We start from the raw sequence: 22,078 nt of genomic DNA, 5'->3' as shown, positions 1-22,078 counted from the left end.
GGTGTCGGGATCGGCGCGGTGCCTCAGCCGCCATGGCCCTGATGCTCGTGCGCCGCGCCAGCGCCGTGATCGTCCTGCTTCTGCGGCGCGCCGCCGGCCTTGTCGACCGCATACTCGACGTCGATACTGCCGGCCTTCTCGAAGGTCAGGGTTCCCTTGAACTTCACCCCTTCCTTCGCCGGCTCCTTCAGGTCGAGGAACATGATGTGGAAGCCGCCCGGCTTGAGCTCGACCTCGCCGCCGGCCGGGATCTCCAGCCCGTCGGGCAGCGGACGCATGGTCATCACGCCGTTTCCATCGACGTTCATTTCATGGATCTCGCCGCGCCCGGCAATCGCGCCCGTGACGGAGACGAGGCGGTCCGGCGCCGATCCGTCGTTGCGGATCTTCAGATAGCCGGCCGCGACCTTCGCTCCGGGGGGCGTCGCCCGCGACCAGGGATGGACGATCTCGAGGTCGCCAAGCTTGAATTCATGCGCAAAAAGCGGCGCTGATGAGAAAAGGCCCGCGGCAAGCGCCAGGGTGGCGAGGCCGAAACGGGCGGACGAGGACATGCGGATGTTCATGGCGGATCTCCGGCTGCGCCGAGGCCTTGCCTCAAGGCGCGTCGAAAGGAAGGGGGAACAGTCGGAATGGCAAAGGCCGTCTAGGAGAGGAACGGCGGCGCCCTCGGCTGGCCCGTCTCGCGCGCATCCGGCGTCGGCGAGGGAATGGCGCGGTCAGGCGACGACAGGACAAAAAGGAAGGCCGCGCTTTGCGGAAACGGAAATTTCGCGGCCGTCCGGTCGGGCGGCACGGCGGAGGTGCCCATGCCGCAGGCAAGCGCCATACAATCCGCAGGCGAATGCGGCGGCGGCGACGACGGCTGCCCCTCCGCGGGGCCTGCACTGCAGAGCGGATTGCCGAAAGCATCGAGGACGGGCCGGTCCGCTCCGGCGGCATGGGCAAGACCAACGGCCATGGCCTGGAAGACGAGCAGGCAGGCAAGCGCGATTGCCCGCCAAAGCCGCTTCTCTCCCCGCAGGCGTCGTCCCATCGTCATCCCCCTGTCCGGGCAAGCTCTAGCAACGATGCGGCGGATTGGAAAGAGCCGAGGCTCGGCCGGCGGACATGGCCCGGCGCGACAGAAGGGCGCGCCGTCAGATGCCGAAACGCCCGAACGCCGGGATCTTGATGCCCGGCCTTGCGAGGTCGAGGCCGGCGACGAGGCCGAGGAAATGCAGTTCGAGGCCGCTGCGCACCCCGGCGGAGACGCCGAGAAGCCCGTAAAGCGTGGCGTGGAGATCGAGGCCGTCCTCGTCGAGCGCGAAGAATGCCCCGCCGGGCAGGTAGTCGCGCCCGACGGCATCGGGCGGAAGCACCGCGCCGAGCGTCGGCACGGAGCGCAGCACATGGGCGACGAAGGTGTTGGAATTGGGTCCCGGCCAGATCCGGTAGGCGCCCGCGCCGGCATGGGGATAGGACCGGATCGCCGTCTCCACTTCGGGCACCAGTCTCTCCGCCGCCTCGCCCCTGATCGCCACCACGATCCGCGGCGTGTTGGAATACCAGGCGCCATCGGCATCGCGCATGTTGCGGCGGATCGGCGTTCCCCAGCCGACCTTGTCGTAGCGGTTGTAGGTCTGGTCGCCCTTCCGTTTGGTCACGATCCAGGCATGGCTCGCCACCGCACCCTTCAGCCCGCCGGTCGGCGCCGAGAGCACGTAGACCGCCGCCTCCCGGTCGGCCTCGGGCCGCGGCAGGATCCCGGAAGACGACCAGTCAGCACTGTGCCAGGTGTCCGGCCGTTCCTTGAGATACCAGAGCCCCGCCGAGGCGAGCGTCGGCAGGATGTAGACGAAAAGAATGGCAAGAAGAGCGAGGCGAAAGAGCTTCATGGAGGGTCCGGATGGTGTCATGGCGCCCGTCATCGTCTTTCCCGTTTGACCGCGTCGGACGTATGGCGCTGAACTCATAAGGCGGGGCATTTGGCCAGCATTATGACGGCGCCGGCAGCGAAGCCCCTGCGGCGATCGGCCGACGAGAAATCCGCGGGCGTCCGTCGAGGGCAGGTTGCAGGAACGCAACAAGGCGCTTGGAGCCGATGCCGCCCTTCAGCCTCCGCATCCAGCGGTTTCGACCATTTTCCCTCCGGGCATGACCATGACCTTCCTCCGGCGCCCTGCGTCAAACATTCGCAACCGAAAGGCAAAGCGCCTCGCGGGGCGCCGCCAAGGGCCGCCCCTTCGGTCCGCGGTTGAACAGACACTCGATGTAGGCTCGTGATGTTCACTGTCGTCGGATCCCCTTCCCGGGAGAGCCAGGAAAAAACGGCCTGTTCCATACGCGTCGACATGACAGCATGCATCGGATCTCCGTCGCTTTCGGCGTGGGGGCCGGGCTTTTGCCGAAGCGACGCAACAGAGAGGGATTGACACTTTCCCTGAACAATTGTAAATGATCAACACGATTTGTTCTAAAAGCTTGCGGGAGGATAGGCTTTGGTCGAAATCTACGATCACACGGGTGCCGCGGTGAAACATGGCCGCGCGCGGGTCAACGGCATCCGGATGCATTACGTGACGGCGGGCGAAGGCGAGCCGCTCCTGCTTCTGCACGGCACGCCGAAGACACATTACTACTGGTACAGGCTGATCCCGCTTCTGACGCCGCATTTTCGCGTCGTCGCGCCCGACCTGCGCGGCTTCGGCGACACCGACAAGCCGCCGGCGGAAGAAGGATATGATTCCCTGACGACGGCCACGGACGTCGCCGAGCTGATGACGGCGCTCGGCCACGAGCGCTTCCACCTTCACGGCGAGGACCGCGGCGCCGAATTCGCCTATGCGCTTGCGGCCTCCCGGCCGGAGCGGGTGAAGACCCTGTCCTTCTGCGAGATGCTGCTCTCGGGGCAGGGTCTCGAGGAATGGTCGAACTTCACGCCCGAGAAGGTCTCGTCGCAGTTTCGCATGGACGGCGTCTGGCTCTGGCACATTCCGTTCTTCTGGATCCCGCATCTTCCGGAGATGCTGATCGCCGGGCGCGAGCGGGCATTCTGGGAATTCTGGATCAAGGCCGAGACCTGGAACCCGAATGCCATCACCGACGAGGCGATCAGCGAATGGATCGCCAGGCTTTCGGCGCCGGGCGGGCTGCGCGGCTGCCTCGAAACCTACCGGGCCGGCCTGAAGAACGCGCGCATCAACGAGGAACTGATCAAGACGAAGCTGACGCTGCCGATCATGACGATCGGCGCGCCGGAATTCTTCGGGACCCTGGTGCGCGACCAGATGGAGCGCGTGTCGCAGGGCGTCACCCGCTCCGAGGTCTTCGAGGAATGCGGGCACAGCCTGGCGCTGGAGGCGCCGGAACGCCTTGCCCGCGCGCTGACCGAATTCATGCTGGACCGGTAGCGGGCGAAATCGCCCGGCTCCGGCCCGAAATCCCTGAAAATGCCGATCGCCGGCGTCCGTCTCCGGGCGTCGCTCAACCTTGGGAGGAAACCAAGCCATGACTGCGCATGTCTTCAAGAACCGTCTCTTCAGGAAACTCGCCGCCGCGCTTCTGGTCGCCGCGGTGCCCGGTCTCGCGGCCGCCGACAACACGGAGGGCGTCAAGCATCCGCTCTGGTTCAAGGAGCCTTCGGCCAAGACGATGGAGCTCGCAAAGATCGACGACCTGACCAACACGGTCGTCAGCGACGGCCAGCGCGGCGAGGAGGGCTTTCCGGCCTCCAAGATCGTCATCACCGACGAACAGGCTGCCAAGATCAAGGCAGGCAATTTCACCGTCGGCATCTCGATGGGCTGGCTCGGCGACGACTGGGCATCCCAGCAGCTGATCGGCCTCAAGGAGCAGTTCGAGGCGCTCGGCATCAAGGTGGTGGCCGAGACTAACGCGAACTGGAACGACGCCAAGCAGATCGCCGACCTCGAGGCGATCTCGGTGCTGAAGCCCGACCTCCTGGTCAGCATTCCCCTGAACGGCCAGACGACGGCGAGCGCCTACAAGAAGATCTCCGAGGCCGGCACCAAGGTGGTGTTCATCGACCAGGCTGTCGACGGCATGGATCCGGGCAAGGACTACGCCTCGATCATCTCCTCCGACAATCTGGCGCTCGGCATGTATCTCGCAGACGAGCTCGCCACCGCCATCGGCGGGTCCGGCGATGTCGCGGCGATGTATTTCGCCAACGACTTCTACGTGACGAACCTGCGCTACGAGGGCTTTATCGCCCGCCTGCGCGCGAAATATCCCGATGTGCGCCTCGTGGTCGCGGCCGGCCACAACGATCCGAACAAGGGGCAGGAAGTGGCGCAGGGCGTCCTGGCGCGCTATCCGAACCTCAAGGGCATGTATGCGAGCTGGAGCATCCCGGCCATGGGTGCGGTCACCGCCGCCCGCGTCGCCGGCAAGTCGCCGGCCGACTTCAAGATCGTCAACGAGAACTTCGACCAGATCGTCGCGCTCAACATGGCGCAGAACGACTTCATCGCCGGCATCTCCTCGCAGCGCCCCTATGACCAGGGCACGGCCGAAGCCAAGATCGGCGCGCTGGCGCTGATCGGCGAGAAGACGCCGCCCTACGTCGTCGTGCCGCCGCTGGCCGTTCGCCGCGACAACCTTCCCGCCTCCTACAAGACGATCTATCGCGTCGATCTTCCCGAGGAGATGCAGCAGGCGCTGTCGCAGTAACGGCGACGGCGGCGGGGCGTCCCCGGACGCCCCGCCGCCCCGCACACTGAGGACCAACTTGTCGAGGATCCGACCATGGACGGCAGCAGCATCCTGTTGGAAATGCGGAACATTGAAAAGTCGTTTGCCACGGTGCCGGTGCTGCGCAAGGCGAGCTTCTCGCTGCGCAGGGGCGAGGTCCACGCCCTGATGGGCGGGAACGGTGCCGGGAAATCGACCCTGATGAAGATACTGACCGGGGTCTACACCCGGGACGGCGGCTCCATCCTCATCGATGGCGTGCCGGTCGACATCACCGACGCCACCAGCGCCCGCGACGCCGGGATCGCGATGATCTTCCAAGAGTTCAGCCTGATCCCCACCCTGTCGGTGGCGCAGAACATCTTTCTCAAGCGCGAGTTCCGCCGCGGCTCGGTCTTCATCAACGATCGCGAGGCGATCCGGCGGGCCCGCGCCATCCTCGACGAGCTCGGCGTCGACATCGATCCGACGACGCCGGTCAGCGAGCTCAGCGTCGGCTACGCGCAGATGGTGGAGATCGCCAAGGCGCTGTCGCAGAACGCGCGGATCCTGATCATGGACGAGCCGACCGCGTCGCTGTCGGAAAGCGAGACGGCGTCCCTGTTCGAACTCGTCGGCCGGCTGCGCAGAAGCGGCATCTCGGTGATCTACATTTCCCACCGCATGGCCGAGATCTTCGCGCTCTGCGACCGCGTGACCGTCATGCGCGACGGCGACATCCGCTTCACCCGCGACTGCAAGGACGTGACCGTCGCGCAGCTGGTGGAAAGCATGCTGGGCGCTACGCCGGCAACCGCCTTCGCCTGGCAGGACCGCGGCTATGAGCCCGCCGGCAAGCCGCTCCTGACGGTGCGCAACCTGTCATTGCCGCCCCGCGTCGTCGATGTCAGCTTCGACATCCATCCCGGCGAGATCGTCGGGCTCGCCGGCCTGATGGGCAGCGGCCGCACCGAGATCGCCGAAGCCATTTTCGGCTTGCGCGCGGCTGGGGGCGTCATCGAGATCGACGGCAGGCCGGTGGCGAGCCAGGGCGCGGCGATCGCGGCGGGCATCGCGCTCGTGCCCGAGGACCGGCGCCGCCTCGGACTGGTGCTCGACCATTCCGTGCGCGACAACCTCGTCCTTCCAAACCTTGCCCAGTTCACCAGGGCGGCCTTTGTGCAGGATCGCGGTGCGCTGGCGATGGTGACGCAGATGATCGCACGGCTCGCCATCAAGACGGACGGGCCCGACAAGGCGGCGCGACTGCTGTCGGGCGGCAACCAGCAGAAGATCGTGCTCGGCAAATGGCTGGCGCGAGACCCCCGCCTGCTGATCCTCGACGAGCCGACCATCGGCGTCGATATCGGCGCGAAGGCGGAGATCGCCCGCACCGTCCGGGCCATGGCCGATCAGGGCGTCGCCGTCCTCGTCATCTCCTCCGAGCTGGAGGAGCTGCTGGTCATGAGCGACAGGCTCCTCATTCTTCACAACGGAAAAATCTTCCAGCAGCTTCAGCGCAAAAACATCGACTCCGAGGAGGAACTTCACCATGCCATCCAGGGCCATCACCTCGGGAGCAGCCGCGATGCCGTCGCAACCGCCTAGAACACTGTCGCTCCGCGTCTTCCAGGACTATGTCGTCTACATCTTCTTCGCCATGGTCCTCGTCTATTTCGCGATCACCATCGGCGACAGCGGATTCCTGACGGTCACGAACCTGTTCAACATCGCCCGCACCACGGCGATGATCACGGTGATCGCGGTCGCGATGACCTTCGTCATCGCGTCGGGCGAACTGGACCTGTCGGTGGGCTCGACCGCGGCATTGTCCGCGCTGACCTGCGCCCTCGTCATGCAGGCGGGATATGGCTGGATCGCCGCGGTCGTCGCCGCGCTCGGCGCGGGCCTGCTGGTCGGATGTCTGAACGGCTTCTTCGTCACGGTCGTGCGCATCCCCTCCTTCCTGGTGACGCTCGGCATGATGCAGTTCATCCGCGGGCTGGACATGCGCATCACCTACACCAACCCGGTGTCGATCTCGAACAAGACCTTCAATGCCCTGTTCGGCTCCGGCAGCATCGCCGGCATTCCCTCGCTGCTGATCTGGTCGGTCGTCGCCACCGTCGCCGGCCATGTCGTGCTGAAATACACTGCCTTCGGCCGCCAGATCCTGGCGACGGGCGGAAACCGGCTCGCGGCGGAATATTCCGGCGTGAAGACGCGCCGCATCAAGTTCTATGCCTTCCTCCTGTCGGGCGCGGCGGCGGCGATCGCCGGCATGCTCTACTCCGGCATGATGCAGACCGCCCGCTTCAATTTCGGCGAAGGCGCGGAACTGATGGCGATCGCGGCCGTCATCCTCGGCGGCACCAGCCTGTTCGGCGGCAAGGCGACGATCGTCGGCACCTTCACCGGGGCCTTGATGATCGGCGCGATCAACAACGGCCTGATCATCATGGGGCTCGATGTCAGCGAGCAGATGATGGTCGCGGGCGCGATCATCATCCTTGCCGTCGCCTTTGCCCGCAAGCCCGCCCACTGAGGTCCGCGGGCCGTCGGCCGGCGACGCCCGGCAGGAGACGGCCACGGCCGATGGGTGCGAAGAAGCTGGAAAGCAAGCCCCGCGCCGAGGCGACCCCGCCTCGGCGTGTCCTATCGCGCCAGTTCCGCGACGATGCGGTCGGCGATCGGGAGCGCGGAGGTCGCGGCCGGCGACGGCGCGTTGCAGACATGCAGCATCCGCACCGTGCGGGCGAAGATGAAGTCGTGCACCAGCGTGCCGTCGCGCTTCACCGCCTGGGCGCGAATGCCGGCCTCCTGCGGCTGCAGGTCGTCGAGCGTGAGGCTCGGGCAGTATTTCCGGCACTCGGCCAGGTAGCCGCGCTTCCACAAGGAATTTTTAAGTTCGGTGGCGGCCGATCTGCGGTTGCGCAGCACGGTTTTCCAGAAGCCGGGGAAGCCCGCATAGTCGAGCACGTCCGCGGCGTTGAAGGAGAGCCGCGGATAGCCTTCGCGGGCGAAGCCGATCACGGCGTTCGGACCGACGGTGACGCCGCCGTCGATCATCCGCGTCAGGTGGATGCCGAGAAACGGCAGGTCCGGATCGGGGATCGGATAGATCAGATGGTTGACGATGCCGTTTCTCGACGGGGGCAGCCGGTAATATTCGCCCCTGAACGGAATGATGCGATGATCGATGGCGACACCGGCCATCATCGCCAGCCGGTCGGATTGCAGTCCGGCGCAGACGACGAGGGCCCTTGCCCGCCATGACGCCCCGTCGGCGCTGACAGTCACCCCCTCGGCGGTTTCGGCGATGCCATCGACGGCGCGGCCGAGCACGATCTCGCCGCCCGCCTCAGCGATCACGCGCCCCATCGCCAGGCAGACCTCGCGATAGTCGACGATGCCGGTCGAGGGCACAAGCAGCGCCCCGAGGCCCGATATGTTGGGTTCCCGTTCGCGCAGTTCCCCGGCGGAGACCGGTCGAACCTCGATCGCATTGGCCGCCGAGCGCTCGAGGAGCGCCTGCATCCGTTGCAGCTCGACCGCATCGGTGGCGACGAGCAGCTTGCCGCAGACGTCGAAGCGGATGCCGTGTTCGGCACAAAAATCCTTGGTCGCCCGTGCCCCGAGGCGGCAGAGCTCCGCCTTCAGGCTGCCGGGCTGATAATAGATGCCGGCATGGATGACGCCGCTGTTGTGGCCGGTCTGGTGCTGTCCGAGCCGCGCCTCTTTCTCGATTAGGACAAGCCGGCAATCCGGCCGCCGCTGCTTCAGCCGCATGGCGGTGGCAAGGCCGACGATGCCGCCGCCGATGACGCAATAGTCGTACATGATGATCGGTCCGCAGCTTCGGTCAGGCCACCGCGTGGCCATCGGCGACATAGCCGAAATAGGCGTCTTCCAGCGCATTGCCCTCCGCCAGTTCCGGCGCCGTGCCCTCCAGCACGACATGACCGTTGCGCAGCACATAGACGCGCGAGGCAAGGTCGAGGATGCGCGCCGTCGACTGCTCCACGACGAGGAGCGTTAGCCCGCCGGCGTTCAGCTGCCTGAGGCTCTCGTAGACCTGGTCGATGACCAGCGGCGCAAGGCCGAGCGACGGTTCGTCGATCATCATCAGCGCCGGGCGCTGGAGGATGGCGCGGGCGATCGCCAGCTGCTGCTGCTCGCCGCCCGAAAGGTGGCCGGCAATGCCCTTGAACCGGTCGCGCAGGATCGGGAAGGTGTCGAGCACCTTTTCGAGATCCTCGGCGAGCGCCGCCTTGTCCTTGCGGATCATCGCGCCGACGGCGAGGTTTTCCTGAACCGTCAGCGTGCGGAAGATGTGGCGTCCCTCGGGTACGAGCACGAGGCCCTGGCGGCAGAGCTCCTCGGGAACCCTGCCGGCGATCGGCCGGCCGCGAAAGCCGACAGTTCCGGCGGTGGGCGCCATCAGGCCGGCGACGGTCTTCAGCAATGTCGACTTTCCCGCCCCGTTCGGGCCGACGATGAAGACGATCTCGCCCTCGTCGACGCGGATGTCGACGCCCTTCAGCGCCGTCAGTCGACCATATCCGGCGGTCAGGCCGTTCACTTCGAGCATCGTTGCGTTCCCCGGTTCGTCCCGCCGGCCTTGACTGCAGCGGCTTGAACCCGATGCGGCCGGCTGATGGCCAAAGCGGTTTTTGGATCCAAACCGCGTTGACAAGCCGATTCATAATTCCTAATCTGTCCACAGTCCACAGTGGACGTACAAAAAAGATCATGTGCGGCGGACCCGCGGGCCGCAGCCGAAGGGGAACTGATGACACGATTTCTGACAACGGCCGCCCGGGCCGCGCTCATGGCGTCTGCGCTGTTTTCGACGGCCTTTGCCGAGGACGCCAAGCCGATCAAGATCGGCTTCGCCATCGCCGAATCCGGCTGGCTCTCCAATTATGACAGCGCGCCGTTCAAGGCGGCCGTGATGAAGATCGACGAGATCAACAAGGCGGGCGGCCTGCTCGGCCGCCAGATCGAATATTCGGTCATGGATACAAAGACCGATCAGGAGCGCTCCGCCACCGCCGGCGCGCAGCTCGTCGACACCGGCATCGACATGCTGGTCGTCTCCTGCGACTACGATTTCGGCGCGCCCGCGGCGCTTGCCGCCAAGCAGGCCGGGCTGATCGCCTTCAGCCTCTGCGCCGGCGATCCGAAGATGGGCGTGCAGGGCGTCGGCCCCTATGCGTTCACCGCCAACAGCGCGGCCCAGTCGGAAGGCATCGCCATTGCCGAATACGCGCAGACCAAGATGAATCTGAAGACGGTGTATGTTCTCGAGGACGTCACCATCGAATACAACAAATCGGCCTGCGCCGGCTTCCGCGCCGCCTGGATCGCCGGGGCCGGCGAGGCATCCATCCTCGGCAACGACACGTTCAAGAACGACGATCCGTCGATCGCCTCGCAGATCACCCGCCTGAAGGGCCTGCCGACCGCGCCCGACGCGGTGTTCATGTGCTCGGTGACGCCGGGCGGCGCCTCGGCGCTGCGCCAGCTGCGCGCCGCCGGCGTCGACGCGCCGATCCTCGCCAACACCGCGATGGTCGACAATTACTGGCTGAACGCCGTGCCGGGCCTCAAGGATTTCTACCTCGCCGCCTTCATGTCGCTCTATGGCGACGATCCGCGCCCGGAAATGAACGCCTTCCTCGACGCGCACAAGGCGCGCTGGGGCGAACCGCCGGTCTCGTCCTATGCCGTTCTCGGCTACAGCCTCGTCGAGCAGTGGGCCTATGCCGTCGAGAAGGCTGAGACGACGGAGACCGAGCCGGTCGTCGCGGTGATGAATTCGTTCACCGACCAGGCGTTCACCGCTGGCCCGACCACCTTCACCGACCAGCTTCACATCCAGGTCGACCGCCCCTGGCTGATCATGAAGGTCGAGAACGACAGTTTCCGCGCCGTGGAAGTTTACCGCAACACGTTCAAGCCCGACATGAAGCTGCTGTTCCGCGTCGGGCAGTAACGGCCTCACCCGTCTTCACGCCCGGCCGGTGCCGTCCGGCCGGGCCCTCAGTTCCGGCGGCGGATGCGATCCGCCGCCCTCTCCCGGCATGCCTGCCGGACCGAAGCGAGAGCCGGCAAGATGACGCGTTCACGAAAACAATTGCTCGAGGCGCGCGGCGTCCATGTCGCCTTCGGCGGCATCCGGGCTCTCGGCGGCGTCGACCTCACGCTGAGGAGCGGCCAGATCCTCGGCCTGATCGGCCCGAACGGCGCCGGCAAGACGACGATGGTCAATGTGCTGAGCGGCTTCCAGCGACCGACGGAAGGGAGGATCGAGATGGACGGCGTCGATGTCTCCGCGCTGTCGCCGCGCAGGATGGCGCAGGCCGGCGTCGGCCGCAGCTTCCAGGCGGCACGGCTCTTCCGCGACCTGACGGTCGAGGAAAACCTCGCGGTCGCCGGCATCGGCACCGGGCTTTCGGGCCGTCTCGCCGCCGAGCGGGCCCGCGACATCCTCGACTGGATCGGCTATGCCGGCCGGCACGACCAGCGCTGCGACAGCCTCTCCTATGGCGACGAGCGGCGCATCAGCATCGCCCGCGCGCTCGCGCTGCATCCGTCCTTCGCCCTGCTCGACGAACCCGCCTCCGGCATGAACGACGCCGAATGCGACGCGCTGATGGCGGTGATTTCCGGCATTCCCGGGCGCTTCGGCTGCGGCGTGCTTTTGATCGAGCACAACATGAAGGTGATCATGGGCGTCTGTGAACGCATCCACGTGCTCGACGGCGGGCGCAGCCTTGCCGAGGGCACGCCGCAAGAGGTGCGCCACGATCCCGTCGTGCGCCGCGCCTATCTCGGCGAAAAGGCGTCGAACGACGCCATCGCGATCTAGGAAAGAGGACCATGGCCAATCTCGTTCAGGTTCTCGTCGATGCCATCGCGCTCGGCAGCCTCTATGCGCTGGTGGCGCTTGCCATCGGCCTCGTCTTCGGCGTCATGCGGCTGATCAATTTCGCCCAGGCCGACTACATGACCATCGGCGCCTATGCGCTGGTCGTGCCGACCGCGAGCGTCACGCCGCCGCTTCTGATGGGCGCCTGGCCGGTGGCGCTGATGGTGGCCGGCGTGCTGACCGTCGTCGTCGTCCTGGCGCTGCTGACCGAGCGGATCGCCTTCCGGCCGATGCGCCAGTCGAACCCGGCGACGCTGCTGATCTCCTCCTTCGCCGTCAGTTATTTTCTCCAGCACCTGATCGTGCTCATCCATACCGGGCGGCCGAAATCGGTTGGCATCGGCGGGGCGCTGACCAGCGCGGTCGAGATCGCCGGCATAAGGCTTCCCGGCATCCAGTTGCTCACCATGGCCGTCACCGTGACCCTGCTCGTCGCGCTGGTGCTGTTCCTGAAGAAGACGCCGCTCGGCACGCAGATGCGGGCGTCGGCGGAAAACTTCCAGATGGCGCGGCTGCTCGGCGTTCCCGCCAACCGGGTGATCGCCGTCGCCTTTGCCGTCAGCGGCCTGCTCGCCGGCACCGTCTCGCTTCTCCTCGTCATCCAGACCGGCACGCTCGACGTCCGCATGGGGCTGATGCCCGTCGTCTATGCCTTCTTCGCCACCGTCATCGGCGGCATGGGCTCGCTGCCGGGTGCCGCGCTCGGCGGCTTCGTCGTCGGCGTCGCCAGCGTGCTCCTGCAAACCTATCTTCCCGCCGATCTCCGGCCCTTCCGCGACGCCGGCGTCTTCGCCCTCGTCATCCTCATCCTGCTCGTCCGGCCGCACGGCCTGATCGTCACGGCCGCATCGAAGGAGCGCGTCTGATGGAAAAGACCCGCTCCGCGAACCTGCTGCGGTACTGGTTCCCGGTTCTCGCCCTCATCGTGCCGCTCATCCTCCTCGTGCTGCTGTCGGAGACTTTCGGCCCGCTGACGCTGCAGCGGACGGTGACCGAAGCGCTGATCCGCATCGTCGTCGTCGTCGGGCTCTATATCTTCGTCGGCAATTCCGGCGTCATCTCCTTCGGGCATGTCACCTTCATGGCGATCGCCGCCTATGCCACCGCCTGGCAGACCTGCTGCGAGATGCTGAAGCCGATCACCATGTCCGGCCTGCCGCCATTCTTACGCGACCAGAGCTTTCCGCTGCTGCCCGCGGCCCTTTCCTCCGTTGCGCTCGCCGGTGGCGTCGCCTTCGTCACCGGGCTGATCCTGATGCGGCTTTCCGGCCTCGCCGCCTCGATCTCGACGCTGGCGCTGCTCTTCATCCTCAACGTCGTCTATTCCAACTGGGACGGCGTGACGATGGGAACCGCCTCGATCGTCGGCCTGCCGAACTATGTCACCGCCTGGCTGGCGCTCGGCTGCGCGGCGCTGTCGATCCTCGTCGCCTGGCTCTACCAGACCTCCTCGAAGGGGCTTGCCATCCGCGCGACGCGGGAGGACGAGGTGGCGGCGGCCGCCTCCGGCATCTCGCTCTACTGGTCGCGCCTCTTCGCCTTCACGCTTTCGGCCGTCGTCATGGGCCTCGGCGGCGTGCTGCAGGCGCATTACCTCGGCACGGTGTCGATCAACACCTTCTTCCTCAACCTCACCTTCATCGCGCTCGCCATGCTGGTGGTCGGCGGCATGCGCAGCCTCGCCGGCGCGGTCGTCGGCGTCGTCGTCGTCACCGCGATCATCGACATCTTCCGCCGCATCGAGGCGGGCGTCACGCTCGGCTCGACGCAATGGTCGCTGCCGGCCGGCACGCAGGAACTGGTGCTCGCCGCCGTCATGCTGCTCATCCTCGTGTTTCGCAAGGACGGAATCATGGCAGGACGGGAGTTCAGCCTTGGACGCCGGAAGGAAAGCACGCGATGATCGATATCCAGAGACCGAAAATGCCCGGCGACGCGGAATTTTCGAGCGCCACGCTCGACACCCGCATGCTCTCCGACCAGGTGGCGACCTACCTGATCCGCGAGTTGGTCTTCGGCCGGCTGCAGCAGGGCCAGCGCATCAACGAGGCGGAACTCGCCCGCCATCTCGGCATCAGCCGCAATCCGATCCGCGAGGCGGTGCGCCGGCTCGAGGAGCGCGGCCTGCTCGTCTCCTCGCCAAGGCGCGGCACCTTCGTCCGGACGTTCTCGCGCCGCGACATCGACGACATCTTCTCCTTCCGCGTCGTCGTCGAGACCTTCGCCCTGGAACAGGCACTGCCGCGCATGACCGACGCCGATTTCGACCGGATCGCCGGCTTCGTCGACGCGATGGTGAAGGCGGCGCACGAGGACAACGAGGTGGGCCTCGTCGAGAACGACCTCGCCTTCCATCTGGAGATCTGCAAACTCTCCGCCAACCGCCAGACGCTGCACGCCTTCATGAACATCCAGGCCGAAGTGCAGATGCTGATCACCATGGCCGAGCAGCGCTTCGAGACGCTCGAGGCGGCCGCCGTCGACCACTGGCCGGTGGTGGCGGCGCTGCGCAGCCGCGACATGGCGAAATCCATCGAGGCCATCCAGGAGCACATCAAGGATTCCTGGCGGCGCCTCGCCGAGGAATACGGGCGGAGCGATCCGCCGGCGGCCTCATCCACCTGACACCAGACATAAGAAGGGAACACCGTCCGTGAGCAAAGTCATCGGCATCGATATCGGGGGTACGTTCACCGATTTCGTCTCCTACAATTCCGCCACCGGCGCGATCGACAACTGGAAGAACCTGACGACACCCAAGGAACCGATCGAGGGCGTGCTCCAGGGGCTGGAGCAGGTCGACAACCTTTCGGGTGTCGCCAAGATCCGGCTCGGCACCACGATCGCCACCAACGCGCTGCTGACGCGGCGCGGCGCGAAGATCGCCTATGTCACGACCAAGGGCTTTCGCGACGTTCCCTTCATCCAGCGCGGCGACCGCCGCAGCCATTACGACATCACCTGGATCAAGACCAAGCCGCTGGTGAAGCGCGCCGACTGCTTCGAGATCGCCGGACGCCTCTCCGCCAAGGGCGAGGAGGTCGAGCCGCTGGACGAAGGGGCAGTGCGCGAACTGGCAGCGACGATCAGGGCGGACGGCACGATCGAGGCCGTCGCCATCTGCACGCTGTTTTCCTATATCGATCCGGTGCACGAGACACGCATCCGCGACATTCTCGCGGCCGAACTGCCGGACATGCCGATTTCCATTTCCTACGACGTGCTGCCGAAGTGGAAGGAATTTGACCGCGCCTCGACCACCATCGCCGACGCCTATCTGAAGCCGATCGTGTCCGACAATTTCCACCGCATGCAGGCGCGGCTCGACGGCATCGGCCTCGGCGAGAAGGTCGGGGTCATCAAGTCGAACGGCGGTGAATCGACGCTGAAGGGGGCGGCCGAGGCGCCGGTGCAGATGACGCTCTCCGGCCCGACCGGCGCGGTCGTCGCCACCCGCGTGCTCTCCGAACTGACCGGCATCAAGAACCTCGTCACCTTCGACATGGGCGGCACCTCCACCGATTGCTCGACGGTCGTCGACGGCATGGAGCACGTCACCACAAGTTTTGAGATCGAATGGGGCATTCCGATCCAGATCCCGATGCTCGACATCCACACGATCGGCGCCGGAGGGGGCTCCATCGCCTGGATCGACAAGGGCGGCATGCTGCGCATGGGGCCGCAATCGGCGGGCGCCGCGCCGGGGCCGGCCTGCTATGGCCGCGGCGGCGAGAACGCCACCGTGACGGATGCCAATGTCGTGCTCGGCCGCATCAACCCGGATTACTTCCTCGGCGGCCGGATGAAGCTCGACGCGGACGCCGCCCACCGCGCGGTGAAGGTCATCGCCAACCAGCTCGGCCTTGAGGTCGATGCCGCCGCCTTCGCCATGGTGCAGATCGCCAACAACAACATGCTCGGCGCGTTGCGTGCTGTCCTCCTGCAGCGCGGCCTCGACCCGCGCGATTTCACGCTGGTTGCCTCCGGCGGCGCAGGCCCGGTGCACATCTGCGATCTCATGGACATCTCGGGCATCCCGCAGGGGATCGTGCCGAACTATCCCGGCCAGTTCTCCGCCTTCGGCTTCATCATGACCGACGCCCGCGTCGACCGTCACCGCACCGTGCAGCAGATCTCGAAGTTCTTCGACGGCGCGCGGGCGACGGCCGCGATGACCGAGCTGGTCGACGGCGCCATCGCCGAGCTGGTGTCTCAAGGCTACAGCCAGACGATCGAGATCTACCGCTCGATCGAGGCGCGCTATCTCGGCCAGAACCACGAGCTGGAGTTGAGCTTCCCCGGCAATGATTTCTCCGATGCGACCGTCGAGGACATGTGGAAACGCTTCCACGAGGAGCACGAGGCCCGTTTTGGCTTCTCCATCCCCGGCGAGACCATCGAGACCGTCAACCTGAAGGTTGTCGCCGTCGCCGTCTCGGACAAGCCCGTCCTGCGCGAACTCGAAAAGGGCACCGGCACGCCGCAGGCCTCCGGCAGCCGGAGGGTGCGCTACGAGGACGGCTGGCACGAGGTGCCGACCTATGATCGCGGCGCGTTCCTTCAAGGCCAGACGATCGCCGGCCCCGCCATCATCGAGGAAAGCGCCTCGGTGACCATTCTCCAGCCGAAGCAGACGCTCAGCGTCGACCGCCTCGGCAATCTCGTCATCACCGCCTGAGGGAGACTGTCATGGATTTCGTGACGATGAACATTCTGGAATCGACCATGGTCTCGCTCTGCCGGGAGATGGGCATTGTCCTGATGAAGACGTCCTATTCGACGATCTTCAACGAGGCGCTCGATTTCACCTGCGGCCTTGCCGACATGAACGGCGACATGATCGCGGTCGCCGACTATTGCCCGGCGCAGATCGGCGGCATGCCGCTTCTGGTCAAGTCCTGCCTGAAGGAAATCCCGGCTTCCGAAATCGAGGAAGGCGACATCATCCTGCACAACGACCCCTATCGCGGCGGGCTGCACACGCCGGAGCACACCTTCTTCAAGCCGATCTTCGTCGATGGCGAGATCATGGGTTTCGCAGTGGCGATCGGCCATATCGCCGAGGTCGGCGGCATGGCGCCGGGCGGCTTCTGCGGCGAGGCGACGGAAATCTTCCAGGAAGGCCTGCGCATCCCGCCGGTGAAGATCAAGAAGCGCGGCAAGGACAATATCGAGGTCTGGAAGCTGCTGCTCGCCAATGTGCGCACGCCGCGCGTCAACTACGGGGATCTCCGCGCGCTGATCGCCGCCGTCGATCTCGGCGAGAAGCAGATGACGCAGATCTACCAGAAGTACGGTAAGGAGAAGGTCAAGGAGACGGTCAGCGACCTGCTGCTCTACTCCGAGCGTCGCATGCGCGCCGAGCTGGAGGCGATCCCCGACGGCATCTACCCCTTCGAGGATTTCGTCGAGAGCGACGGCATCGACGCCGACAGGAAGTACCGGATCGCCGTCGAGGTGCACAAGAAGGGCGGCGAGATCATCGTCGACTACAACGGCTCGTCGCCGCAGGCGTCCGGCCCGATCAACGCCACGCTCGGCGTCGCGACGTCGGCCGCCTACAACGCCGTGCTGCACATGACCGATCCGTCGATCCCGCGCAATTCCGGCTGCTTCCGGCCGATCCGCGTGATGGCGCCGCCCGGCACCATCGTCAATGTCGACTTTCCCGCTCCCGAGGTCGGCGGCAACACGGAAACCCATCCGCGCATCGTCGGCACCATCCTCGGCGCCATGCACAAGGCGGTCCCCGACCGCGTCATGGCGGCGGAAGGGGCGACGCATTGCAACTTCGTCTTCGGCGGCGTCGATGCCGAGACCGGCGAATATTTCGCCTGCTACGACCTCGAAGCGGTCGGCTGGGGCGGACGCTCCTTTGCCGACGGCAATGACGGCGTCGATTCGATCAACGGCAATTGCCGCATCACGCCGGTCGAGGTCTACGAGACGCGCTTCCCCTGGCGCATCGAAAGCCTCGCCTTCAACGTCGACGCGGGCGGCGCCGGCGAGTATCGCGGCGGCGTCGGCTACACCAAGCAGATGCTGTGCCTCAACGACGAGATCATCTGCTCGCAGATGACCGACCGCCACCTCTTCGCCCCCTGGGGCCTCGAAGGCGGCACCGAGGGCGGGCTCGGCGCGACGCTGGTGATGAAGGCCGGCAAGGACGAGTGGCAGACGATGCGCGAGGCCTACGGCAAGGCCTCGACCAGCCGCTATTCCAACGTCTCGATCCGCAAGGGCGATCGCGTCCAGCTCGTCACTCCCGGCGGCGGCGGCTATGGCGACCCGGCGAGACGCGATCCGCAGGCCGTCGCCAACGACGTGCGCGAAGGCTACGTCTCGAAGGAAGCGGCCCGCAAGCATTACGGCTATCAGGAGGCATGAGATGAAATTCTCGCTGAACGGGCTCTACATCGAGAGCTACACCAAATGCGCCAATTGCGGCGTCCTCATCTACGAAAACTCCGAGGAGGACAGCCGGAGGAAGACCCTGCATGAGGGGCGCATCTACTGCTCACAGGAATGCGTCGACTGGAAGATCGCCCGCGACGCGCGCCACGCCGGCGCCTGACGGGCCATGACGGTCCCGCACCCTTGGCGGGACCTCTCCTTACGGATCGCCGGCGTATCGGCCCGCCTCCGCACACAACAAGACGACACTCCCAAGGAGGGACACCGATGTCCACCAATGCCTCGTTCACGGCGCGTCGCAGCGCCGCCATTCCGGCCGGCCTCTCGAAACATCTCGACGTCTATATCGACCGTGCCGAGAATGCCGAGCTCTGGGACATCGAGGGCCGCCGCTACATCGATTTCGCTGCCGGCATCGCCGTCAACAACACCGGCCACCGCCATCCGAAGGTGATCGAGCGGGTGCGCGCCCAGCTCGACAAGGTGACGCACACCTCGTTCCAGACGACGCCCTATGTCGATTACGTCATGCTCTGCGAGAAGCTGAACGACCTGCTGCCGGGCGATTTCCCGAAGAAGACCTTCCTCGTCTCGACCGGCGCAGAGGCGATCGAGAACGCGGCGAAGATCGCCCGCGCCGCCACCGGCCGCAGCGGTTTCGTCGCCTTTTCCGGCGCCTTCCACGGCCGCACGCTGATGGCGATGACGCTGACCGGCAAGACCGCGCCTTACAAGGTCGGCTTCGGCCCCTTGGTGCCCGACGTCTACCACCTGCCGTTCCCGATCCCCTATCACGGCATCAGCGAGGAGGAGGCGCTCACGGCCCTCGACCGCCTGTTCAAGTCGGAGATCGATCCCTCGCGCATCGCCGGCATCTTCGTCGAGCCGGTTCAGGGCGAGGGCGGTTTCTATCCGGCGCCCGCCTCCTTCCTGAAGGCCCTGCGCGAGACCTGCGACCGGCACGGCATACTGCTCATCGCCGACGAGATCCAGACGGGTTTCGCCCGCACGGGAAAGATGTTCGCGATGGAGCATTCCGGCGTCGCCGCCGATCTCGTCACCATGGCCAAGGGACTCGGCGGCGGCTTTCCGATCGCCGCGATCACCGGCCGCGCCGAGATCATGGATAAAATTCCGGCCGGCGGCGTCGGCTCGACCTTCGCCGGAAACCCGCTCTCCTGCGCCGCCGCACTCGCCGTCCTCGAGGTGATCGCGGAGGAAAAGCTCGTCGAGCGCGCCGGCGAGATCGGCACGCATCTGCGCCGGACCTTCGACGCCTGGCAGGCCGGCAATGAATTCGCCTGCATCGGCGAGGTGCGCAATCTCGGCGCGATGGTGGCGATCGAGTTCGTCCGCGACCGGGAGACCCGCGCGCCCTGGCCGGAGCTGGTGAAGGCGCTGACGCAGAAGGCGGCGCAGAACGGGCTTTTGCTGCTCTCCTGCGGCACCTATGGCAACGTCATCCGCGTGCTGGCGCCGCTGACGATCCCGCTGCCGCTGCTCGACGAGGGCATCGCCGTGCTGAAGGACAGCCTCAGTGCCACGCTCGCCGATCTCGGGAGTGCCGCATGACCCCCGCCGCCGCCACGCTTCTGCGCGACCGGGCGCTCGTCGACGGCGAATGGGTCGCCGCCACCTCACGAGCGACATTCGACGTCCTGAACCCGGCGACCGGTGCGGTGCTCGCTGCCGTACCCGATCTTTCGGCAAGCGATGTCGACACTGCGATCGATGCCGCCGAGCGGGCGCTTGCCGCCTGGCGGGCGATGACGGCCAAGGAGCGGGCAAAGCTGCTGCGCGCCTGGCACGACCTGATCATCGCCCATACGGAGGACCTGGCGGCGCTGATCACCGCCGAACAGGGCAAGCCGCTCTACGAGGCGCGCGGCGAGGTCGCCTTCGGCGCCTCCTTCGTCGAATGGTTCGCCGAGGAGGGCAAGCGCGTCTATGGCGACGTCATCCCGTCCGCCGGCCGCGACCGCCGCTTCGTCGTGCTGAAACAGCCGATCGGCGTCACCGCCGCGATCACGCCGTGGAATTTCCCGCTGGCAATGATAACCCGAAAGGCGGCGGCCGCCCTCGCCGCCGGCTGCACCATGGTGGTCAAACCCTCCGACGAGACGCCACTGACGGCGCTGGCGCTCGGCGAACTGGCGCAACAGGCGGGCATCCCGGCCGGCGTGCTCAACATCGTTACGGCGAAGGACGCGGCTCGTGTCGGCCAACAGCTCTGCGCGCATCCGGCGATCCGAAAACTCTCCTTCACAGGCTCGACCGCCGTCGGCAAGCTCCTGATGCGCCAATGCGCCGACACGCTGAAGAAACTGTCGCTGGAACTCGGCGGCAACGCGCCTTTCATCGTGTTCGACGATGCCGATCTCGACCGCGCGGTCGAAGGCGCGATTGCCTCGAAATACCGCAACTCCGGCCAGACCTGCGTCTGCACCAACCGCATCTATGCGCAGGCCGGCATCCACGACGCCTTCGTCGAAAAGCTTGTCGCCCGCGTCGCGGCGATGAAAGTCGGCAACGGCGCCGAGGAGGGCGTGCTGCAGGGCCCGCTGATCAATGCCCGCGCCGTCGCCAAGGTGGAGGAGCTGATCGGCGACGCGACGGAGAAGGGCGCGCGCGTCGAGACCGGCGGCGCCCGCCATGCGCTCGGCGGCACCTGGTTCGCGCCGACGGTCTTGAGCGGCATGGACGCCACAATGCGGTTGGCCACGGAAGAAGCCTTCGGCCCCGTCGCCCCGGTCTTCCGCTTCGAGGATGAGGCCGATGTCATCCGTCTTGCCAACGACACGCGCTACGGCCTGATGGCCTATTTCTACGCCCGCGACATCAACCGCGTCTGGCGCGTGCTGGAGGATCTCGAATTCGGCATGGTCGGCATCAATGAAGGGCTGATCTCGACGGAACTCGCTCCCTTCGGCGGCATCAAGGAAAGCGGCATCGGCCGGGAAGGCTCGAAATACGGGATCGAGGAGTATGTCGAGCTGAAATACGCCTGCTTCGGCGGCCTGACGGCGGGGTGATCGGGAGGGCCAAGCATACGCGCACCGATGCTGCTTCCGCTTGCCGCGAATGATCGCCGATCCCTCGACTTCGCGTCGGATCAAATCACCGATGGGCGCAGGTTCCGGGTGCTGACCGTCGCCGACGATTGCGCCAGGGAGTACCTGGCTCTCGTCGCCGATACGTCCCTTTCCGGCATGCGGGTAGCCGGTGATCAGGCCTGAACCACTCCCCGATCTTTGGACGGATTTCGGCTGATTTAAACGGATTGTCACTGATCGGAACTCATTGGTCCATTGCCTGCGTCCGATAGACATGATGCGCCGAGGCTGGCTTTCGAGCTTTCTCCAGGCATCGCAGCAATGAGCGACGATGTCGTCGTAGGACTTGAAGATGCGGTTTGACAACCAGTTCTCGCGCATGAAGAGCCAGAGGTTCTCAACCGGGTTGAGCTCCGGCGACTTCGGCGGGAGCGGCATGATCGAGATGTTTTTCGGGCACGACGAGAGTGTTCGACATGTGCCATCCCGCCTGGTCCATGACGTGGATGGCATGCGCGTCATCGGCCACATGACGACAGATTTCGGCCAGATGCTGCGTCATGGCGTGAGTATCACACCAGGGCATGACCAGCGCCGCCGCCTTGCCGAGCTTGGGGCAGATGGCACCGAAGATGTAGGCGGACCGGGTTGGCGTTGCGCCGTTGATCGACGGCATAGAGTTTGATGCCCTGCTCGGTGACAAGGCTTTCGCCTGCTCCGCTCCGGCTTCCTTGGTGCTGACGCGGTACTGGCGGCCCTTGAGGGAGGTGAGCAATGCCACGCCCTCCTCACACGTCTGTAGACCTGTACCAGTCCACCGAGGATTTCACGGCTGGCCATACTGCCTTTCCGTTCGCCTTATCGTTGATCTAGCGACATGGGATCACGGGACGCGTATTTCGTCAAACGGGAGGGTCGATATGTGCTAGAGCGTCTTCGATGAACGCGGAGTCGGATTGATGATTCACGCGGTCGGGCTTGTCTGATTCACTGGTCCTGGTGA

General features: G+C 65.9%; 19 protein-coding genes and 2 pseudogenes. 15 read left to right on the top strand and 6 right to left on the bottom strand.

Annotation, left to right across the window (positions count from 1 at the left end):
- Positions 1 to 23 precede the first annotated feature (23 nt).
- The 3 genes from ACEVQ6_RS02815 to ACEVQ6_RS02805 form a co-directional block, all read right to left on the bottom strand.
- A complete protein-coding gene (locus ACEVQ6_RS02815) occupies positions 24 to 566 on the bottom strand; it encodes a copper chaperone PCu(A)C (RefSeq protein WP_374887385.1) in 543 nt (180 codons plus the stop codon).
- 80 nt (positions 567 to 646) lie between these two features.
- Positions 647 to 1,042, bottom strand: coding sequence for a hypothetical protein (locus ACEVQ6_RS02810; protein WP_374887384.1), 396 nt, complete (start codon positions 1,040 to 1,042; stop codon positions 647 to 649).
- 97 nt (positions 1,043 to 1,139) lie between these two features.
- Positions 1,140 to 1,877: a DUF3750 domain-containing protein gene (locus tag ACEVQ6_RS02805; RefSeq protein ID WP_374887383.1), complete on the bottom strand. Its 738-nt coding sequence runs from the start codon at positions 1,875 to 1,877 to the stop codon at positions 1,140 to 1,142.
- A 603-nt stretch (positions 1,878 to 2,480) separates the two neighbouring features.
- Here ACEVQ6_RS02805 and ACEVQ6_RS02800 point away from each other — a divergent pair.
- The 4 genes from ACEVQ6_RS02800 to ACEVQ6_RS02785 all read left to right on the top strand — a co-directional run bounded on the left by ACEVQ6_RS02800 (position 2,481) and on the right by ACEVQ6_RS02785 (position 7,219).
- Positions 2,481 to 3,392, top strand: a complete 912-nt coding sequence (locus tag ACEVQ6_RS02800) for an alpha/beta fold hydrolase (RefSeq protein ID WP_374887382.1) — start codon at positions 2,481 to 2,483, stop codon at positions 3,390 to 3,392.
- Between the two features lie 97 nt (positions 3,393 to 3,489).
- Complete coding sequence (locus tag ACEVQ6_RS02795) at positions 3,490 to 4,674, top strand: substrate-binding domain-containing protein (protein ID WP_374887381.1); 1,185 nt, start codon at positions 3,490 to 3,492, stop codon at positions 4,672 to 4,674.
- Between the two features lie 75 nt (positions 4,675 to 4,749).
- Positions 4,750 to 6,282, top strand: coding sequence for a sugar ABC transporter ATP-binding protein (locus ACEVQ6_RS02790; protein WP_374887380.1), 1,533 nt, complete (start codon positions 4,750 to 4,752; stop codon positions 6,280 to 6,282).
- A complete protein-coding gene (locus tag ACEVQ6_RS02785) occupies positions 6,227 to 7,219 on the top strand; it encodes an ABC transporter permease (RefSeq protein WP_374887379.1) in 993 nt (330 codons plus the stop codon). The genes ACEVQ6_RS02790 and ACEVQ6_RS02785 overlap by 56 nt, the downstream gene beginning before the upstream one ends.
- Before the next feature lie 110 nt (positions 7,220 to 7,329).
- Here the strand turns inward: ACEVQ6_RS02785 and lhgO are convergent, their stop codons facing one another.
- Positions 7,330 to 8,514, bottom strand: a complete 1,185-nt coding sequence (lhgO, locus tag ACEVQ6_RS02780) for an L-2-hydroxyglutarate oxidase (RefSeq protein WP_374887378.1) — start codon at positions 8,512 to 8,514, stop codon at positions 7,330 to 7,332.
- Between the two features lie 22 nt (positions 8,515 to 8,536).
- Entirely contained in the window at positions 8,537 to 9,265 is a 729-nt protein-coding gene (locus ACEVQ6_RS02775; RefSeq protein WP_374887377.1) for an ABC transporter ATP-binding protein, read from the bottom strand.
- A 201-nt stretch (positions 9,266 to 9,466) separates the two neighbouring features.
- On the opposite strand from ACEVQ6_RS02775, the gene ACEVQ6_RS02770 reads away from it, so the two are divergent.
- The 11 genes and pseudogenes from ACEVQ6_RS02770 to ACEVQ6_RS02720 form a co-directional block, all read left to right on the top strand.
- Positions 9,467 to 10,672: an ABC transporter substrate-binding protein gene (locus tag ACEVQ6_RS02770; RefSeq protein WP_374887376.1), complete on the top strand. Its 1,206-nt coding sequence runs from the start codon at positions 9,467 to 9,469 to the stop codon at positions 10,670 to 10,672.
- A gap of 120 nt (positions 10,673 to 10,792) precedes the next feature.
- Positions 10,793 to 11,548 carry an ABC transporter ATP-binding protein gene (locus tag ACEVQ6_RS02765; RefSeq protein WP_374887375.1) on the top strand — a complete coding sequence of 252 codons (756 nt, stop codon included), beginning with the start codon at positions 10,793 to 10,795 and terminating at the stop codon, positions 11,546 to 11,548.
- A gap of 11 nt (positions 11,549 to 11,559) precedes the next feature.
- Positions 11,560 to 12,474 carry a branched-chain amino acid ABC transporter permease gene (locus ACEVQ6_RS02760; protein WP_374887374.1) on the top strand — a complete coding sequence of 305 codons (915 nt, stop codon included), beginning with the start codon at positions 11,560 to 11,562 and terminating at the stop codon, positions 12,472 to 12,474.
- On the top strand, positions 12,474 to 13,511 hold the full coding sequence (locus tag ACEVQ6_RS02755) for a branched-chain amino acid ABC transporter permease (protein ID WP_374887373.1): 1,038 nt from the start codon (positions 12,474 to 12,476) through the stop codon (positions 13,509 to 13,511). The genes ACEVQ6_RS02760 and ACEVQ6_RS02755 overlap by 1 nt, the downstream gene beginning before the upstream one ends.
- Positions 13,508 to 14,233 (top strand): GntR family transcriptional regulator, encoded by a 726-nt coding sequence (locus ACEVQ6_RS02750; RefSeq protein WP_374887372.1) that lies wholly within the window; start codon positions 13,508 to 13,510, stop codon positions 14,231 to 14,233. Before ACEVQ6_RS02755 ends, ACEVQ6_RS02750 begins: the two co-directional genes overlap by 4 nt.
- A gap of 28 nt (positions 14,234 to 14,261) precedes the next feature.
- Entirely contained in the window at positions 14,262 to 16,286 is a 2,025-nt protein-coding gene (locus tag ACEVQ6_RS02745; RefSeq protein WP_374887371.1) for a hydantoinase/oxoprolinase family protein, read from the top strand.
- An 11-nt stretch (positions 16,287 to 16,297) separates the two neighbouring features.
- Positions 16,298 to 17,995: a hydantoinase B/oxoprolinase family protein gene (locus tag ACEVQ6_RS02740; protein ID WP_374887370.1), complete on the top strand. Its 1,698-nt coding sequence runs from the start codon at positions 16,298 to 16,300 to the stop codon at positions 17,993 to 17,995.
- 1 nt (position 17,996) lies between these two features.
- Positions 17,997 to 18,182 (top strand): hypothetical protein, encoded by a 186-nt coding sequence (locus tag ACEVQ6_RS02735; protein ID WP_374887369.1) that lies wholly within the window; start codon positions 17,997 to 17,999, stop codon positions 18,180 to 18,182.
- Positions 18,183 to 18,289: 107 nt separating this feature from the next.
- Positions 18,290 to 19,594 carry a 4-aminobutyrate--2-oxoglutarate transaminase gene (gene gabT / locus ACEVQ6_RS02730; protein WP_374887368.1) on the top strand — a complete coding sequence of 435 codons (1,305 nt, stop codon included), beginning with the start codon at positions 18,290 to 18,292 and terminating at the stop codon, positions 19,592 to 19,594.
- Positions 19,591 to 21,054, top strand: a complete 1,464-nt coding sequence (locus ACEVQ6_RS02725; RefSeq protein ID WP_374887367.1) for an NAD-dependent succinate-semialdehyde dehydrogenase — start codon at positions 19,591 to 19,593, stop codon at positions 21,052 to 21,054. Before gabT ends, ACEVQ6_RS02725 begins: the two co-directional genes overlap by 4 nt.
- Before the next feature lie 18 nt (positions 21,055 to 21,072).
- A pseudogene (locus ACEVQ6_RS02720) lies at positions 21,073 to 21,243 on the top strand (IS3 family transposase); the annotation flags it as partial.
- Positions 21,244 to 21,315: 72 nt separating this feature from the next.
- On the opposite strand, the pseudogene ACEVQ6_RS02715 reads toward ACEVQ6_RS02720, so the two are convergent.
- A pseudogene (locus ACEVQ6_RS02715) lies at positions 21,316 to 21,724 on the bottom strand (IS630 family transposase); the annotation flags it as partial.
- Between the last annotated feature and the right edge of the window lie 354 nt (positions 21,725 to 22,078).

It is taken from the genome of Ensifer soli, from assembly GCF_041928815.1.
GTDB lineage: Bacteria > Pseudomonadota > Alphaproteobacteria > Rhizobiales > Rhizobiaceae > JBHFEI01.
The sequence above is the reverse complement of the archived record's forward strand: the minus strand, read 5'-3'. Positions and strand labels throughout refer to the sequence as shown.

Bases quoted from the DNA above. Each gene is read 5' to 3' on its own strand.
- ACEVQ6_RS02760 (WP_374887374.1), top strand. From the start codon at position 11,560: ATGGCCAATCTCGTTCAGGTTCTCGTCGATGCCATCGCGCTCGGCAGC.
- ACEVQ6_RS02770 (WP_374887376.1), top strand. From the start codon at position 9,467: ATGACACGATTTCTGACAACGGCCGCCCGGGCCGCGCTCATGGCGTCT.
- ACEVQ6_RS02805 (WP_374887383.1), bottom strand. From the start codon at position 1,877: ATGAAGCTCTTTCGCCTCGCTCTTCTTGCCATTCTTTTCGTCTACATC.
- ACEVQ6_RS02765 (WP_374887375.1), top strand. From the start codon at position 10,793: ATGACGCGTTCACGAAAACAATTGCTCGAGGCGCGCGGCGTCCATGTC.
- ACEVQ6_RS02755 (WP_374887373.1), top strand. From the start codon at position 12,474: ATGGAAAAGACCCGCTCCGCGAACCTGCTGCGGTACTGGTTCCCGGTT.
- ACEVQ6_RS02740 (WP_374887370.1), top strand. From the start codon at position 16,298: ATGGATTTCGTGACGATGAACATTCTGGAATCGACCATGGTCTCGCTC.
- ACEVQ6_RS02775 (WP_374887377.1), bottom strand. From the start codon at position 9,265: ATGCTCGAAGTGAACGGCCTGACCGCCGGATATGGTCGACTGACGGCG.
- gabT (WP_374887368.1), top strand. From the start codon at position 18,290: ATGTCCACCAATGCCTCGTTCACGGCGCGTCGCAGCGCCGCCATTCCG.
- lhgO (WP_374887378.1), bottom strand. From the start codon at position 8,514: ATGTACGACTATTGCGTCATCGGCGGCGGCATCGTCGGCCTTGCCACC.
- ACEVQ6_RS02750 (WP_374887372.1), top strand. From the start codon at position 13,508: ATGATCGATATCCAGAGACCGAAAATGCCCGGCGACGCGGAATTTTCG.
- ACEVQ6_RS02735 (WP_374887369.1), top strand. From the start codon at position 17,997: ATGAAATTCTCGCTGAACGGGCTCTACATCGAGAGCTACACCAAATGC.
- ACEVQ6_RS02785 (WP_374887379.1), top strand. From the start codon at position 6,227: ATGCCATCCAGGGCCATCACCTCGGGAGCAGCCGCGATGCCGTCGCAA.
- ACEVQ6_RS02795 (WP_374887381.1), top strand. From the start codon at position 3,490: ATGACTGCGCATGTCTTCAAGAACCGTCTCTTCAGGAAACTCGCCGCC.
- ACEVQ6_RS02810 (WP_374887384.1), bottom strand. From the start codon at position 1,042: ATGACGATGGGACGACGCCTGCGGGGAGAGAAGCGGCTTTGGCGGGCA.
- ACEVQ6_RS02725 (WP_374887367.1), top strand. From the start codon at position 19,591: ATGACCCCCGCCGCCGCCACGCTTCTGCGCGACCGGGCGCTCGTCGAC.
- ACEVQ6_RS02790 (WP_374887380.1), top strand. From the start codon at position 4,750: ATGGACGGCAGCAGCATCCTGTTGGAAATGCGGAACATTGAAAAGTCG.
- ACEVQ6_RS02815 (WP_374887385.1), bottom strand. From the start codon at position 566: ATGAACATCCGCATGTCCTCGTCCGCCCGTTTCGGCCTCGCCACCCTG.